Origin of the sequence: Micromonospora sp. NPDC049275 (assembly GCF_043197115.1) — a bacterium.
GTDB lineage: Bacteria > Actinomycetota > Actinomycetes > Mycobacteriales > Micromonosporaceae > Micromonospora.
Genome location: NZ_JBICSN010000008.1, coordinates 64,566 through 80,380, shown reverse-complemented (window position 1 = coordinate 80,380; position 15,815 = coordinate 64,566). Strand labels below are relative to the sequence as shown.

Here is a 15,815-nt window from a genome sequence, read left to right as displayed (position 1 = left end):
TCCCGACGCACACGGAGGTAACGACGATGCACGATCTCACCGGAGCGCTCTGGCGCACCAGCAGTCGCTCGAACGACCAGGGACTCTGCGTGGAGGTGGCGGACAACCTGGTCGACGTCCTCGGTCTGGTCGCCCTCCGCGACTCCAAGGACCAGGCCGGCCCCACGCTGGCTGTCAGCCCTCCGGGGTGGACGGCGTTCATCGGCGCGATCAGGGGTGGCCGCTTCGACCGCTGAACGGCGAGTCGGGCACCCGTCGACGACAGGTGCCGGACGATCGCCGGAACGGACAAAGGGGCCTCCGGGTGGTGGAAATTTCGCCCGGGGGCCTCGTCCGGCCCTTACCGCGCGTACCGTCGACGACACGGGAGGGCGGCATGTCGACGGTGGCGGTTACCGGTTTTATCGACGCGAGCGCTGGCGATGTCTGGCGTCTGCTGACCGACCTGCCCGGCCGGGCAGGTCGGCTGACCGCGGCCGGCCCGATCGAGGTGTTGACCCCGGGCCCGTTCGGGCCGGGCACCGCCTGGCGTGAGGACCGCCTCCAGCCGGGCGGCGGCACACTCACCGAGGAGTTCCTGGTGGTGGAAGCCCTCGCGCCGCAGCGGCTGGTGCTCTGTTCCTCCGGTGCGGGTGCGGACTACCGGATCACCTGGAACCTGCGGCCGGTGCGGCGTCGCCGCCGGGCTCGCACGGCGGTCACCGTCGCCCAGGAGGCCGTGCCGACCGATCCGTACGGCCGGGTGGTGGCCCTGCTGCTCGGCGGCCTCGCCGCGCGGGCGGTCGAGGTGGCGCTCCGGCGTGATCTCGCCGACCTGGCCGTCGCGGCCGGCGTCCTCGGCTCGGTCGAGGCGGCCTGACCCGTCCGTCGACACCCCGCGGCCCGTACGACCTGGCCGGGGTCCGGCCGGTTGCGCTGGGTAGGGTGCCGTGCGGAGGTGCGGCATGGGGTTCCCGAGGGGCCGGCGACGGCTCGTGCTGGCGGTGGCGGTGCTGCTCGCCGTGGCGGCCGTCGCGGTCGTCGTCCACCGGGTGCTCGCGCCGGCCGAGGTGAGCACGCCGGCGCGCGGTGCGTATCCGGCCGCGCCCCGACCGGCCGCCGGTGTGGTCGGTCGGCTGCCCGTCGCCCCGTTGATCGTGGACGGGAGGCTGCGGGTGTACGCCGCACACCGTCAGGTCTACGCCGACGTGCCTGTCGACGGGCGCCATCGGACCACTCCCTACTGGTCGTACCGGCGCTGGCCGGCGGAGCTGACCGGGGTGGTGGCGAGCGGCAGCACCGTGATCAGTCGCTGGTCCGACGGCCGGCTCGTCGCGCTCGACGCGTCCACCGGGCGGGTGCGGTGGCGGGCCGACGGCCCGGTGCCGGCCCGGAGTGCGGCTGTGGCCCGGCGGACCGGGGCCGCCACGGTCTGGGACCCGCGCGGGCTCCTCCTCGCCGACCTGGCGGACGGCCGGACGGTGCTGACGGTCACCGGGGACACGCAGGCTCGCGGAGTGGACGTGGCCGGCGGCCGGGAGCTGTGGCGAGCCGACCTGCCCGGCGGCTGCCGCAGCGACCTCGGCACCACGGCGACCGGGCAGTTGATCGGCCTGGACACCTGCGCCGGGCCCGCCACTGTCGAGTTCCGGGACGCCGCGACGGGAGTGGTGGGTGAGCGTTGGCGGCCGCCGGGCGCTCCGGATCGGCTGGTGGTCACCCCGCTCGGCTGTCGTGCCGCCAGGTCGGACTGCCTGGGCCTGCGGACGGCCGGCCCCGGGGACGCCGGTGGTCGTGGTTGGCTGCTGGGCGGTGGCGAGCCGCTGGCCGCGCCCGCGCTGGACCCGGCCGGGGCGACCCTGGCCGGTGACCAGGCCGTCGCCGTCGTCGACGGGGTGGCGGTGGGACGCTCGGCGCGAACGGGCGCGGAGCTGTGGCGTTTCCCCGGCCTGGGCCCGGGGCGGGTGCTCGCGGCGCAGCCCGGCCGGGTGCACCTGCTGACCGAGGCGAACGAGCTGGTGACGCTCGACCCGGCGACCGGTGCGCTGCTCTCCCGCTACACGCTCAACGTCGGCTCGGACGGCACGGGCTGGGCACCCGGGGCGGTAGCCGCCGAGGACGGTTACGTCGCTGTGGAACGGCTGCGCGAGCCGGTCGACCCGGACGGCGATGACCAGCGCTACTACCTGACCTCCGAGGCGGTGATCCTGGCCGCCACCTGATCGGGGCACCGGACCGTGAAACTTTCACCTCATCTGACCAGAAAAGGTACTTTTCTCACGGTTCAGGTTTCCGGTGGAGGGGGTCGGCATGGGCAACAGGACAGCCAGATGGTGGGTCGGTGGCGTGCTCGCGGCCACCACGGGCCTCGTGATCACGGTGTCTCCGACGCTGGCGTCGGAGCTGCCGTCGGCGAGCGCGTTCGCCGCCGTACGGGCCGCGCCGTCGGACGACACGAGTGTCACCTTCGAGGTGGTGCCGGCCTCGCCGACAGTCACCCCGCCCACACCCACACCCACTGCTACGCCAACGCCCCCGCCGACCCGGCACCCGCTCACCCCGACGCCCAGCCACGGCGGAGAGTTGCCTGTCACCGGCTCGGGTGGGTCGGTTCTGCTCCTCGTCGCGCTGGGCCTGACTCTGCTGGCTGTCGGTTGGCTGGCCGCCCGCCGCCGCCGACCCAGCTGACGCACGCCGCCGACCGGCCGCCGATGGGCTTCGGCGGCCGGTCGGCGGCGAGTCTCAGCGTCCGGCCGGGACCCGCTCGCGGGGTGCGGCGGCAGGGGTGCGACGGGAGCGACGGGACCGCCGCAGGAGCACCGCGAGACCGGTGATCAGCAGCAGTGCCGCCACCGTCGCCCCCAGCGTCCAGGGCGACAGCATGCGGGAGACGACAGTGCCCTTGCGGCCGGCCTGGCCCGGGTCGGGGAACCGGATCTGCGCGGTCACGCTCCGCTTCACCAGCCCGCTCTCCAGGTGCACCTCGGCCTTCCAGGGGCCATTCGACAAATCGACGGGAAGCCGGGCCACCACCTGCCCGGCGTCACCCGGGGGCAGGGTGACGCCCTGCCCGACCGGGAACGGGCCGGCCCGGCTGCCGGCCGGTCCGTCGCTCAGGGTGACCGTGCCGGTGAGGTCGATGGCACGGCCGCCCGTGTTGGTCACCTGGACGGCCACCGACGGCACGCCCTCGGGGCTGCGGGCCGGCCGCATGTCGCCGATGGCGAAGTCGGAGGCCGGTTCCCCGCCGGGGCCGATGTCGAGATACATCCGGACGCCGACCCGGTGGATCTGCGTGACCTCGCCGCCGGCCCGGGGCGCGGAGGTGGCGGACGCCCAGACGACCCCGTACCGCTCGCCGCGGGAGGCCTCCGGCGGCACCGTGACTGTCGCCCGGACCCGGGCCTCGCCCCACGGCTCCACCTCCACGGCCTTCTGGTCGAGGGTGATCCACGAGGTCAGCTCGTTCTCGGCGTGACCCTCGCCGAACTTGAAGGCCGAACCCTCCAGGGTCGCCGCCGCCGGGTACACGTCGATGCGGCGGGCTTCGTCGGTGTGGTTGGTGATCAACACTTGTCGCTTGATCGTCGTGCCGGGCGGCAGGTGGTCGACGATGTACCGCAACGCCCGGGGGTCGTCGCGACGATTGTTCGGCGCCTCCAGCAGTCGGATGCCGAGACGGTCGTCGTCGCCCGGCTCGGCCGCGCCGGCCCGGGTCGAGAGACCCGGACCGGCGAGGCAGAACAGGGCGAGCACGACCGCGATGGTCGACCGCCCCCGGCGGCTACGCGACCGAATGTGTCACCGTGCCGGTGTAGATGCCCGCGATGCTGTCCAGCGGGACGTTGACGATCAGGGTGGGGTTCCAGGCGGCGGTGTTGCCACCGGTGCCGCCCGTGTGGGTGAAGGCGGTGAGCGGGGTGACACTGTCCAGTGGCGCCGCGGCGGCCGCGTTGGCCTGGCCCGGCGTGAAGGTGCCGGTGCCGGTTGTCGCGGTGGCCGGGCCCGACCAGTAGTCGATCTCCCCGGGCAGGACGGTTTCGGCGGGAGTGCCGCCGCCGGTCTGGAAGACCGTCGCCGTCACCGACGCGACCCACGAGGCGTCGGCGGCGCCCCGGGAGTCGGTGACCGTGACCGTGCCGAGCTGGCCGGTGATGGTGCCACCGGGTGCGCCGGTGCCCAGGTCGGCGGTCGCCGGCGCGACGATGTCGAGGGTGCCTTCGAGCACCTCGAAGGTGACGGTCGTGTCGTCGAAGGGCGCTGCGGCGGCCGGCGCGGCGAGGAAGCCCACCATCGCGGCGGCAGCCGCTCCGGCGAGACAGATCTTGGCAGTACGCACTGTTCGTTACCCCGTTTTCTCGAAGTGAGCCGGCGCGGGTCCGCGCCGCACCAGCTACTTCGGAAGATAGGGCAAATAACACGCATAACTAGACAAACGGCCCTTATGGCCACGATGGGTGACGTGCGGGACGCTCAGGTGAGCGCCGCCTCCGCAGCCGCGAGGAAAGCGTCGTTCTCGGCCGGGGTGCCGATGGTGACCCGCACGCCGTCCCCGGCGAACGGCCTGACGATCACCCCGCGCGTCTCGCACGCCTTGCCGAACGCCACGGCCCGGTCGCCCAGCGGCAGCCAGACGAAGTTGGCCTGGCTGGTCGGCACGTCGGGCACGAACTTGCGCAGCGCCTCGGTGACCCGATCCCGCTCGGCGACGACAAGCGCGCAACGGCGCTCCATCTCGCCGGCCTGGGTCAGCGCGGCGAGCGCGCCGGCCTGGGCCGCCGTACTCGTGGAGAACGGCGTCACCACCTTGCGGATGGCCGCCGCCACCACCGGCTGGGCGACCAGCCAGCCGATCCGCAGCCCGGCGAGGCCCCACGCCTTGGACAGGGTGCGCAGCACCGCAACGTTCGGCCGGTTCAGGTAGTCGAGACCGTCGGGCACCTCGGCGTCGGTGACGAACTCCCGGTACGCCTCGTCGATGACCACCAGCACGTCGTCCGGCACCGCGTCGAGGAACCGGTCCAGCTCGGCCCGGCGTACGGCAGTGCCGGTGGGGTTGTTCGGGTTGCAGACCAGGATCATCCGTGTCCGGTCGGTCACCGCCGCCGCCATGGCCGCCAGGTCGTGCCCGTGCCCGGCGTCGTTGGGCACCCGCACGCTCGTCGCGCCGCTTGTCGCCGCGATGATGGGGTACGCCTCGAACGACCGCCACGCGTAGAGCACCTCGTCACCGGGCAGGCAGGTGGCCCGGACGAGGTGCTCGGCGAGCGCCACCGACCCGCAGCCGGTGGCGATCCGGTCCGCGTCCACGCCGTAGCGCTGCGCCAACGCGTCGCGCAGCGCGACCACGCCCATGTCCGGGTAGCGGTGCGACGTGGTGACCGCCTCGGTGACCGCCTCGACAACACCCGGCAGCGGCCCGTACGGCACCTCGTTGCTGGCCAGCTTGATGGCCTCCGGCAGGCCCAGTTCGCGCGCCAGGTCGGCGGGGCTGCGCCCCGGCACGTAGTTGGGCAGCGCGTCCAGGTCGGCGCGGGTCAGTCGCAGCGCCGGCTGGTGACGTCCGGAGTCGGTCATGGGGTGTCTCCCGAGGGCTGGGGGTGGTCGTCCGGGGCGGGGGGAGCGGTAGTGGCGGGGACCTCGACGACCACCGTCTGCGCGCGTTTGTCGTGGAATGCCCGGCGCAGCGGGTGATCGAAGAGCGGAGACAGGGAGTCGACGAGTTGCAGCAGCAGGCCGAGCCCGGCGCAGTACCAGAGCAGGGTGGGCAGGCCCAACGTCGTCCAGCGGTTCAGCGCCCGGCCGAAGCCCAACGGCTGGTCGGCGGAGAGCGGGACCGCGCGGATCCGCATCAGCCGCTTGCCGATGGTCTGCCCGCTGGCGGCCATGGCGGGCACCTCGTACGCCAGCCACAGCGCCGTGGCGATCACCACGATCACCACCTGGAGGAGCCCGGTCTGCTCGCTGATCGGCGGCATCCCCTCGCTGGAGGTGTTGCCCTCCATGCCGCGCCGGAACGCCTCTCGCCAGTACGGCATCAGCTCGTCCAGCCACCGCCAGACGAACCAGCCGTTGACAAGCACGTTCAGCGCGAACACGAGGCCGAAGTCGATGAGCCGGGCCACGAGCCGGCGGCCGTAACCGGCCAACCTGAGCCCGTGCGGCCGAGGCTCGGGCGGCCGGCTGAGCCAGCCGGGAGGACCGCCGGGCGGGGCCCAGCCGGGTGGCACCCCCTGCGGTGGCCAGCCGGGCGGCGTGCCCTGCGGCGTGCCCTGCGGCGTGCCCGGTGACGCCCAGCCGGGCGGCGTGCCCTGCGGCGTGCCCGGTGACGCCCAGCCGGGCGGGCCGGCCTGCGGGCCGTACCCCGGGTAAGGGTTGTCCTGCGGGTTCCCCGGCTGCGGGGCCGGACCGGACTGCGGCGGCCAACCAGGCGGGGTGCTCACCGGGTGAGCGGTGGCGGGCGCGGGCGGGGTGACCGGTGTGGGCGGCGGCTCGGGCGGCGGCGGCCCGTCCGGCGGGATGGCGTCGACGGGAATGGGCGCGCCGAGCCAACCCTCGCCGTCCCAGTACCGTCGGGTCTCGGTGTCGGCGGGGTCGACATACCAGCCGGGTTGCACACTCACGCCGACGCTCCGCTTCGCTGCCTGCTGGTTCGCTCGCTGCGCTCGCTCACGAAGCCACCTTAACGACAATCGTTTCGGCGGCCTTGTCGTGGAGGCACTGCTGCCAGGGCTTGTCCCACAGCTGCCACAGCCCGTCGGCGTAACTCAGACCCGGAAGGAGCGAGGACGCCAGGAACTGCACCAGCCACCGCCGGCCGGCCATCCGCCGGTCGAGCGTGCGGGTCGGGTCGAGGGGCACCACGCGGACCTTCATGATCTTCTTGCCGAGCGTCTGACCGTCACGCTTGAGGTACTCCACGTGGTAGAGCCAGTAGAGCCCGAGCAGCACAAGCAGCAGCGCGGCCTCGGCCAGCAGCATCGGCAGGAAGAAGGTGGTGAAGAAGGTGGCCGGGTCGGGTTCCACGAAGGTTCCGTCCGGGTTGGTCCGGGTCATCTCGCTGAACATCCGCCACCACAGGATCAGGAAGACCGGCATGAACAGCACCAGCGAGACGGCGGTGGCGAGTGCCGTGTCGATGAGCCAGGCCAGCAGCCGGTCGGTGAAGCTGGCGAGTGGCTGCCCACCCGGGCTCAGCGTCGGCGGCGGGACCATCGGCCGGGGCGGCCCCGGATACCACGGTGGCCCGGCGTACCCGGGTGGGGCGTACTGCGGCGGCACGGCGTACCCGGGTGGGGCGTGGTGCGGCGGCACGGCGTACCCCTGGGGGTGTGGGCCGGGCGGCGGCGCGAGGCCGCCGGCGGCGGGCGGAGGCCCACCGACCGGCGGCGTCGGGTACGGCGGAGGCTGCGTCACGCTCGACAGTGTTACAGGTTGCCGCGGGCTTCCTGCTCCCGCTCGATGGCCTGGAAGAGGGCCTTGAAGTTGCCCTTGCCGAAGCCCAGCGAGCCGTGCCGCTCGATCAGCTCGAAGAAGACGGTCGGGCGGTCCTGGACCGGCTTGGTGAAGATCTGCAGCAGGTAGCCGTCCTCGTCCCGGTCGACCAGGATCTTGCGGGCCTTGAGCTGCTCGATCGGCACCCGCACGTTGCCGATCCGGGAGCGCAGCTCCGGGTCGTCGTAGTACGAGTCCGGGGTGTCCAGGAACTCCACGCCGGCGGCGCGCATCGCGTCGACGCTTGCCACGATGTCGTTGGTGGCGACGGCGATGTGCTGGGCGCCCGGGCCCTGGTAGAACTCCAGGTACTCGTCGATCTGCGACTTCTTGCGGGCGATGGCCGGCTCGTTGAGCGGGAACTTCACCTTCCGGGTGCCGTTCGCGACGACCTTGCTCATCAGCGCCGAGTAGTCGGTGGCGATGTCGTCGCCGACGAACTCCGCCATGTTGGAGAAGCCCATCACCCGCTTGTAGAACTCGACCCACTCGTCCATCCGGCCCAGCTCCACGTTGCCGACCACGTGGTCGACGGCCTGGAAGAAGCGCTTCGGCTGGATGCCGGCGTCGATCATCGGCTGCCGGTCCACGATCGGGCCGCGGGCCACGAAGCCGGGCAGGAACGGGCCGCGGTAGCGGGACCTGTCGACAAGGGTGTGCCGGGTGTCGCCGTACGCGGCGATGGCGGCCATCCGGACGGTGCCGTTCTCGTCGCTCACCTCGTGGGGCTCGACGACGCCTGCGGCGCCCTGGGCGACGGCGTGGGCGTACGCGGCGTCGACGTCCGGCACCTCGAGCGCGATGTCGCTGATCCCGTCGCTGTGCTTCGCCACGTGCTCGGCGCCGTCGGCGTCCGGGCGGACCGCGCCGGTCAGCACGAACCGGGCCGAGCCGCTGGTAAGCACGTACTGGGCGTGGTCCCGGTAGCCCTGCTCCGGGCCCCGGTACGCCACGCAGGTCATGCCGAAGGCGGTGGAGTAGTAGTGCGCGGCCTGCTTGGCGTTGCCGACCAGGAAGTGCACGTGGTCGAGCCCACGGACGGGGAACGGGTCGTGGCTGATGTCGTGGTCGACAGCGCCGACGAGCCGGTCGACGTCGACGTCCTCGGTCGACTGGGGTCGGTCGATCGCCTGGGTCATGGTGGTCTCCCTCGCGTACCGGCCGGCCTCGTGGGCCGGTTCCTGACCGAAGGATCCCGGGGCGGGCATCGAGTGGGCAACTGTCGGCGTAAATGCTGGTCAGGTTGTGCATTCGGTATGGTGTGAACCCATGAATGGTGAGCAGGCTGTACAGCTCGACGCGCTCGACGTGCGCTTGATCGAACTGCTCGCCGAGGAGCCGCGGATCGGGGTGCTGGAGTGCTCCCGGCGGCTCGGGGTGGCCCGGGGCACCGTGCAGGCCCGGCTGGACAAGCTCGTCGACAGGGGTGTCGTCGGTGGCTTCGGCCCGGAGATCTCGCCGGCCGCGATCGGGTTCGGGGTGACCAGCTTCGTCACCCTGGAGATCAGTCAGCGGCACGGCCACGACCCGGTCACCGCCCACCTCGCGGCGATCCCCGAGGTGCTGGAGGCGCACACCATCACCGGCTCCAGCGACCTGCTCTGCCGGATCGTGGCCCGCTCCAACACCGACCTGCAACGGGTCATCGACCAGATCGTCTCGTCGGCCGGCATCACCCGCGCGTCGACGATCATCGCGCTGGCGGAGCAGATTCCCTACCGCACGCTCCCGCTCGTCCGCAGCGCCGTCCGGGCAGAGGGACGAACACCCACGTAACACCTCTGGGCCCAGAAAGCGCGGCGACACGGCGGCGCGGGGCGTACGGATGATCCGTGAACGTGGCTACGGTGTGCGGGTGGCGAAGGGGAGCGTGCGCGGTGGGCTGCTGCTCGGCCTCGCCGTGGTCGTCGCTCTCGCCGCCACCGGCGTGTGGAATCCGTTCCCCGGCCTGTGGGAGTGGGTGGACCGCAGCGAACCCATCTCCGAGCCGGACGTGGTCTGGCAGCAGCGGGTCGGCGGCACCCCGCGCAGCGTGACCATCGCCGGCGACGCCGTCGTGGTCGAGCAGCGCACCCGCGTGGAGGCCCGCAGCCTGGCCACCGGCACCCAGCTCTGGGAACGCAAGGCGGACTGGTCGGCGGTCGCGGGCGGCGACCGCGACGCGGTCGTCGCCGTGGGCAAACTCCTGGTCAAGGGGTACGAGCTACTCGACCCGACCACCGGGGCGACCCGTCGGCGCGACGACGACGCAGTGGCCGTGTGGACATACCGCAATCTGCTGCTGGACGCCCGCTGCTCGGACGCCACCGACTGCACCCTGAGTGCGTGGGACCCGCGCGGCACCGCCCCACTGTGGACGGCCTTTCTGCCCGGTGTGCACAGCGGCCTGCTCGCCGACAACCCGGGCCTGCGTGGCACCCGCCGGCTCACCTCCACCCGCATCGACGACGGGGTGGCCGGGCCCGAGCCCGTGCCGCCGCTGCTCGGCTTCCCGGTCGACGGCCGGGTGCACGTCGTCGACACCGCCACCGGCCGGGTGCTGCAGAATGTCGAGCCGGGCCGGGACGAGCGGCTCTCCGTGGTGGGCGGTCGGATGCTGCGGATCGCCGCCCGCTCCCAGGACGGCACCTGCTACTTCGCCATCTCGGCCCGGGACCCGGCGACCGGGCAGGAGGCGTGGCAGCGGGCCGGGGTCAACCTGCGTACCGCCGACACCGCCGGCTGCGTCCAGCGCGAGGACCCGCAGGGAGCGCGCAACGTGCTGATCGGCGTCGGCCCGGACGGCCGCGAGGCGGTCATCGACGGGTACGACGGGCGGCTGCTCTGGGTCGGCGAGGCCAGCACCAAGCTCGTCGCGGTCGACGACCGCTACGCGGTGTTCCGCTCCGCGGACAAGCGTTCGGTGGTGTCGCGCGAACTCGGCGCGGACCGGGTGCGGTGGACCCGTCCGGCCAGTGCCAAGGCCGGTGCCGCGCTCACCCCGTACGCGGCGGTGCTCGCCGACGAGAAGCCGTCGCGGTTGGTCGCCGTGGAACCGCGTACCGGCCGGGAGTTGGCCGTCCTGCGGACCCCCGCGAACGCCCTCGCGGTCGGGTCGCAAGGCATGATCATCGGCGAGGGCCGGGAGATCGGGTACGTCCGCTTCGGCGCCACCGGCGGCACCCCCGTCCCGCCGCCCGGCGACGGTGGCAACCCCGGCCCCGGCGGCACCGGCCCCGGATCGGGCAACGACGGCAACGACGGCGACGACGGCTGCGGGCCGAAGAGGGAACTCTGCCCCGATCCCGACGGCGGCAAGGACGGCTGAGCAGGCGGCCACCGGAGCGCTGCGGGGCGGGCGGATGAGAGCGGCGTCCCAGACCCAGCCCGGCGGGTGGGAATGATCGACCGGTCTGCCCTAGGCTTGCCGCTCATGAGCAGTGCCGCCCCATTCTCGTACGCCCCCCTGCTGCCGACCGGTCCCGACCAGACGGACTATCGCCTGGTCACCGACGAGGGCGTGGACGTCGTACACGGCCCGGGGGGCCGTCGTTTCCTCACCGTGGAGCCGGCCGCGCTCACCGCGCTGACCGCCGAGGCGATGCACGACATCGCGCACTTCCTGCGCCCGGCGCACCTGGCCCAGCTCCGGGCGATCATCGACGATCCGGCCGCGTCGCCGAACGACCGGTTCGTCGCGCTGGACCTGCTGCGCAACGCCAACATCGCGGCCGGCGGGGTGCTGCCGATGTGCCAGGACACCGGCACCGCGATCGTGATGGGCAAGCGCGGCCGGCACGTGCTGACCGACGGCGCCGACGCCGAGGCCATCTCCCGGGGCGTCTACCAGGCGTACACCAAGCTCAACCTGCGCTACTCCCAGCTCGCCCCGCTGACCATGTGGGACGAGCGGAACACCGGCAGCAACCTGCCGGCCCAGGTGGAGCTGTACGCCGAGGACCCGGACGGGCACCCGGACGCGTACAAGTTCCTGTTCATGGCCAAGGGGGGCGGCTCGGCCAACAAGTCGTACCTCTACCAGGAGACGAAGGCACTGCTCAACCCGACGCGGATGATGCAGTTCCTGGAGGAGAAGCTGCGGCTGATCGGCACGGCCGCGTGCCCGCCGTACCACCTGGCCATCGTCATCGGCGGCACCTCCGCCGAGTACGCGCTGAAGACCGCGAAGTACGCGAGCGCCAAGTACCTCGACGCGCTGCCCACCTCCGGGTCGATGAGCGCGCACGGCTTCCGGGACCTGGAGCTGGAGGCGGAGGTGCTGGAGCTGACCCGCAACTTCGGCATCGGGGCGCAGTTCGGCGGCAGGTACTTCTGCCACGATGTGCGGGTGGTCCGGCTGCCTCGGCACGGCGCCTCGTGCCCGGTGGCGATCGCCGTCTCCTGCTCGGCCGACCGGCAGGCCGTCGCCAAGATCACCCCGTCGGGCGTCTGGCTGGAGCGACTGGAGACCGACCCGGCGCGGTTCCTGCCCGACGTCACCGACGACGCGCTCGACGCCGAGATGGTCGTCCGGGTCGATCTGAACCGGCCGATGGACGAGATCCGCGCCGAGCTGTCCAAGTACCCGGTGAAGACCCGCCTGTCGCTGTCCGGCCCGCTGGTGGTGGCCCGCGACATCGCCCACGCCAAGATCGCCGAGCGGTTGGACGCGGGCGAGCCGATGCCGCAGTACCTGCGTGACCACGCCGTCTACTACGCCGGCCCGGCGAAGACCCCCGAGGGGTACGCGTCCGGCTCGTTCGGCCCGACCACTGCCGGCCGGATGGACGCGTACGTGGAGAAGTTCCAGGCCGCCGGTGGTTCGCAGGTGATGCTGGCCAAGGGCAACCGGTCGGGTCAGGTGACCCGCTCCTGCCAGCAGCATGGCGGCTTCTACCTCGGTTCGATCGGCGGCCCCGCGGCCCGCCTCGCCCAGGACTGCATCAAGCACGTCGAGGTGCTCGAATATCCGGAGCTGGGCATGGAAGCGGTCTGGAAGATCGAGGTGGAGGATTTCCCCGCCTTCATCGTCGTCGACGACAAGGGCAACGACTTCTTCGCCGAGGTCACCAAGCCGGTGCTCACCGTCGGTCGGCGCTGACTCCACAGCGACGGAAAAAGGGTGCCGGGCGGACTCGCCCGGCACCCTTTCGTCGCCCGTGCTCACCGACATCGGTGCGCCCGCCCCGCTGGGGTGGGCCGGGCGCACCGCCCCCGTCGGATGCCGTCACCGACAACCCGGACTGAGTCTCCGGTGGACCACCCTCGATCCGCTCTCAGATCACTATCACCGCAATGCCGCGATCCGTGACCGCCGGGCTACGCTGCTGGACGTTGGGGCATTGACACGGGGGAGCAGATGCGGTTCGGGATCCTGGGGCCTCTGCGCGTCGGCGGTGGCGAGTCCACCGTCACCGCCGGTCGCGATCGGATCGTGCTCGCCATGCTGCTGCTGCGCTCCGGCCGGCTGGTGCCGGTCGACGAGCTCGTGGACGCGGTGTGGGAGGAACAGCCGCCCGCCACCGCGCGGGCGCAGTTGCACACCTGCGTGTCACGGCTGCGTCGCCGGTTCGCCGAGCTGGGGCTCGCCCCGGACATCATCGTCACCGACCCGGCCGGGTACGGCGTCCGCATCGCCCCGACCGACCTGGACGCCGAGGTCTTCGCCCGTACGGTGGAGACGGCCCGCGCCGCCTTCACGGCCGGGCGACTGGCCGAGGCGGGTGAGCGATTCCGCGCTGCCCTGGCACTGTGGCGGGGACCCGCGCTCGGTGGTGTCCCGAGCCGCAGCGTCCGCCGACGGGCCCAGACGCTCGACGAGCAGCGCCTCAGCGCTCTGGAGGAGTGCGTCGACGTCGAGCTGCGCCTCGGCCGGGCCGCGGAGCTGATCGAGGAGCTGACCGAGAGCGTCGACCAGCATCCGTTGCGGGAGCGTCTGCGCGGCCAACTGATGCTGGCGTTGTCCTCGGTCGGTCGACAGGCCGACGCGCTCGCGGTCTACCGCGAGGGCCGGCGGTTGCACGCCGACGAGCTGGGCATCGAACCAGGTGCCGAGTTGCAGGCGCTGCACCAGCGCGTACTCGCCGGCGACCTGGCCCTGGCCGGCCGGGAGCCGCGGCCGATCGCGCCGGTCCGCTCACTGCCCCGGGCGATCGGCGACTTCACCGGTCGGCACGACACGGTGGCCCGACTGGTCAAGGAGATCGAGGAGGACGGCACCCGGATCCAGGTCATCGACGGCATGGCCGGCAGCGGCAAGACGACGCTCGCGGTGCACGTCGCCACCGCTCTCGCCGACCGTTACCCGGACGCCCAGCTCTTCATCGACCTGCACGGCCACAGTGAGCGTCGGCCCCTGGTGCCGACCACGGCCGTGGCGACCCTGCTGCGCCAGCTGGGCGTGCCGGCCGAGCGGATACCGGAGGACACGGACGACCGGCTGGCGCTCTGGCGCACCGAGCTGGCCGGCCGGCGTGCCCTGCTGGTGCTGGACAACGCGGCCACCGCCGATCAGGTGACACCGCTGCTACCCAACGGTTCGCACTGTCTGGTGTTGATCACCAGTCGTCGCCGACTGGTCGGGCTCGACGAGGGCCGCCCTTCGTCGCTGCCCGTGCTGGACGCCGACGAGGCGATCGAGCTGCTCGGCCGGGTGGCCGGCGCGGAGCGGATCGCCGCCGAACCGGAGGCGGCAGCCGAGGTGGCGCGGCGCTGTGGTCACCTGCCGCTCGCGATCCGGCTGGCCGGCGCCCGTCTGGCGCACCGGCCCCGCTGGCGGGTCGCCGACCTCGCCGAGCGGCTGCTCGCCGGGGCGGGCGCGTTGGCCGAGCTGACCGCCGGTCAGCGCTCGGTGGGGCAGGCGTTCGCGCTGTCGTACGCGCAGGTCTCGCCGCAGGCGCAGCGGCTGTTTCCGCTCCTGGGTCTGCACCCCGGCGGACGGCTGGACAGTCGGGTGGCCGCCGCCTTCGCGGAACTGCCCCTGGCCGACACCCAGGACGTGCTGGACGAGCTGGTCGACGCACATCTGGTGGAGGAGGCGCAGCCCGGCCGGTACCGGTTGCACGATCTGCTGCGCGAGTACGCTCGGCTGCTGCTCGCCGCCCCGGAGCGTCAGGCTGAGCGTCAGGCCGCGCTGGAGCGGCTGCTCGATTACCACCTCTCCGCCACGTTGGCGATCGCCCGGACGACCGAGGCGGCGGGCAGCCGCCGCAACCTCCCCGCGCATACACCCGGCCGGCCCGACCTGCTGGCCGTCCCGGTCGCTGAGGGGCGGGCGTGGTTCGAGGAGAACCTCCCCGGGCTCACCGCTCTGGTCCGGGTCGCCGAGGAGGAGGGCTTCCCGACTCAGTGCTGGCAGCTGGCCCGGGCCTGTTGGCGGCTCAACTTCGACGGCGGGCACCTCGACGAGCTGGTCGAGACCCACACGATCGGCCTCCGAGCGGCCGAACGGCTGGGCGACGAGGCGGCGGTGGCCGCCATGCTCAACTACCTCGCCTCGGCGTACTTCCGGCTGGCCCGCTTCCCGGAGGCGATCAGGGCGATGGAGGTGGCGCTCGACCTGCGCCGCCGGCACGGGCTGCGTGGCGACGTGCTCAGCACGCTGTGGAATCTGGGTCTCTCGTACTCCGCGAACGGCGACTACCGCCAGGGCAAGGCGAAGTTCGACGAGGCTCTCGACATGATCAACGGTCAGGGTGACGGCGACGAACTGACAAACCTGCTGAACAACCTGTGTTGTGGGCTGATCGGGTGGGGCCGGTACACCGAGGCGCTGCCCATCGCCCGGCAGCACCTCGTACTTGCCCGGCAGGCCGGGGACATGGCGCAGACCGCGCACGCGTTCGGGCACCTCGGCATGATTCGTCACCGGCTCGGCGATGTGGGCCCGGCTCGTCGAATTCTGCGGCTTGCGCTGTACCTGAGGCGCAAGGCACGCCATCGATTCGGCGAGGGTGAGGTGCTCAACGAGATCGGTGTGATGGAGCGCAACGCCGGGAAGCCGGAACGTGCCGCGGCTCTGCACCGGGACGCCCTGGTGGCGATGACGGAGGCCGGCGACCGGATCGCTCAGTGCGCTTCCCGTAACCTGCTGGCCCTGGCCGTGCTGGAGCAGGGAGACGCCGCCAGCGCGCTCGACCTGCATCGCCGGGTGCTCGTCGACGCCGGCCGGCTGGGTGCGCGCTACGAGCAGGCGATGGCGCTTCAGGGCATCGCCCGCTGCGTACGAAAGACCGACCCCGCCTCCGCCCGGCTGCACCTGACCCGGGCGTTGTCTCTGCTCCGGCAGCTCGACGTCCCGGACCGGCACGAGGTGGAACGGCTGCTCGCCGAGTTGGGCTGACGGATCATCTGCGAGTCGGCCA

Annotated in this window: 14 protein-coding genes; 8 read left to right on the top strand and 6 right to left on the bottom strand. The window is 72.6% G+C overall.

Annotated features, from left to right (window positions below):
- Positions 1 to 26: 26 nt before the first annotated feature.
- The 4 genes from ACGFIE_RS23120 to ACGFIE_RS23105 all read left to right on the top strand — a co-directional run bounded on the left by ACGFIE_RS23120 (position 27) and on the right by ACGFIE_RS23105 (position 2,667).
- On the top strand, positions 27 to 236 hold the full coding sequence (locus ACGFIE_RS23120) for a DUF397 domain-containing protein (protein WP_007466013.1): 210 nt from the start codon (positions 27 to 29) through the stop codon (positions 234 to 236).
- Positions 237 to 376: 140 nt separating this feature from the next.
- The gene (locus tag ACGFIE_RS23115) at positions 377 to 859 is read left to right on the top strand and encodes an SRPBCC family protein (RefSeq protein ID WP_393297712.1); all 483 of its coding nucleotides are present in this window, start codon (positions 377 to 379) and stop codon (positions 857 to 859) included.
- Positions 860 to 944: 85 nt separating this feature from the next.
- On the top strand, positions 945 to 2,201 hold the full coding sequence (locus ACGFIE_RS23110; protein WP_393297709.1) for a PQQ-binding-like beta-propeller repeat protein: 1,257 nt from the start codon (positions 945 to 947) through the stop codon (positions 2,199 to 2,201).
- A gap of 88 nt (positions 2,202 to 2,289) precedes the next feature.
- On the top strand, positions 2,290 to 2,667 hold the full coding sequence (locus ACGFIE_RS23105) for an LPXTG cell wall anchor domain-containing protein (RefSeq protein WP_393297706.1): 378 nt from the start codon (positions 2,290 to 2,292) through the stop codon (positions 2,665 to 2,667).
- 54 nt (positions 2,668 to 2,721) lie between these two features.
- Here ACGFIE_RS23105 and ACGFIE_RS23100 read toward each other — a convergent pair whose 3' ends face one another.
- The 6 genes from ACGFIE_RS23100 to hppD form a co-directional block, all read right to left on the bottom strand.
- Positions 2,722 to 3,735: a hypothetical protein gene (locus ACGFIE_RS23100; RefSeq protein WP_393297703.1), complete on the bottom strand. Its 1,014-nt coding sequence runs from the start codon at positions 3,733 to 3,735 to the stop codon at positions 2,722 to 2,724.
- 28 nt (positions 3,736 to 3,763) lie between these two features.
- Positions 3,764 to 4,318: a hypothetical protein gene (locus tag ACGFIE_RS23095; RefSeq protein WP_393297700.1), complete on the bottom strand. Its 555-nt coding sequence runs from the start codon at positions 4,316 to 4,318 to the stop codon at positions 3,764 to 3,766.
- A 134-nt stretch (positions 4,319 to 4,452) separates the two neighbouring features.
- Positions 4,453 to 5,556, bottom strand: a complete 1,104-nt coding sequence (gene hisC / locus ACGFIE_RS23090) for a histidinol-phosphate transaminase (RefSeq protein ID WP_393297697.1) — start codon at positions 5,554 to 5,556, stop codon at positions 4,453 to 4,455.
- Complete coding sequence (locus tag ACGFIE_RS23085) at positions 5,553 to 6,602, bottom strand: RDD family protein (protein ID WP_393297694.1); 1,050 nt, start codon at positions 6,600 to 6,602, stop codon at positions 5,553 to 5,555. The genes hisC and ACGFIE_RS23085 overlap by 4 nt, the downstream gene beginning before the upstream one ends.
- A 46-nt stretch (positions 6,603 to 6,648) precedes the next feature.
- A complete protein-coding gene (locus tag ACGFIE_RS23080) occupies positions 6,649 to 7,395 on the bottom strand; it encodes an RDD family protein (protein WP_393297691.1) in 747 nt (248 codons plus the stop codon).
- 11 nt (positions 7,396 to 7,406) lie between these two features.
- Complete coding sequence (hppD, locus tag ACGFIE_RS23075) at positions 7,407 to 8,612, bottom strand: 4-hydroxyphenylpyruvate dioxygenase (protein ID WP_393297688.1); 1,206 nt, start codon at positions 8,610 to 8,612, stop codon at positions 7,407 to 7,409.
- 130 nt (positions 8,613 to 8,742) lie between these two features.
- Between hppD and ACGFIE_RS23070 the strand changes: the two genes are divergently transcribed.
- From ACGFIE_RS23070 to ACGFIE_RS23055, 4 genes are all read left to right on the top strand, one after another.
- Complete coding sequence (locus ACGFIE_RS23070) at positions 8,743 to 9,249, top strand: Lrp/AsnC family transcriptional regulator (protein WP_363686496.1); 507 nt, start codon at positions 8,743 to 8,745, stop codon at positions 9,247 to 9,249.
- A 49-nt stretch (positions 9,250 to 9,298) separates the two neighbouring features.
- The gene (locus ACGFIE_RS23065; protein WP_393297683.1) at positions 9,299 to 10,780 is read left to right on the top strand and encodes a PQQ-binding-like beta-propeller repeat protein; all 1,482 of its coding nucleotides are present in this window, start codon (positions 9,299 to 9,301) and stop codon (positions 10,778 to 10,780) included.
- A gap of 105 nt (positions 10,781 to 10,885) precedes the next feature.
- Positions 10,886 to 12,553, top strand: coding sequence for a fumarate hydratase (locus ACGFIE_RS23060; protein ID WP_393297680.1), 1,668 nt, complete (start codon positions 10,886 to 10,888; stop codon positions 12,551 to 12,553).
- Between the two features lie 258 nt (positions 12,554 to 12,811).
- On the top strand, positions 12,812 to 15,793 hold the full coding sequence (locus ACGFIE_RS23055) for a BTAD domain-containing putative transcriptional regulator (protein ID WP_393297677.1): 2,982 nt from the start codon (positions 12,812 to 12,814) through the stop codon (positions 15,791 to 15,793).
- Positions 15,794 to 15,815: the final 22 nt, after the last annotated feature.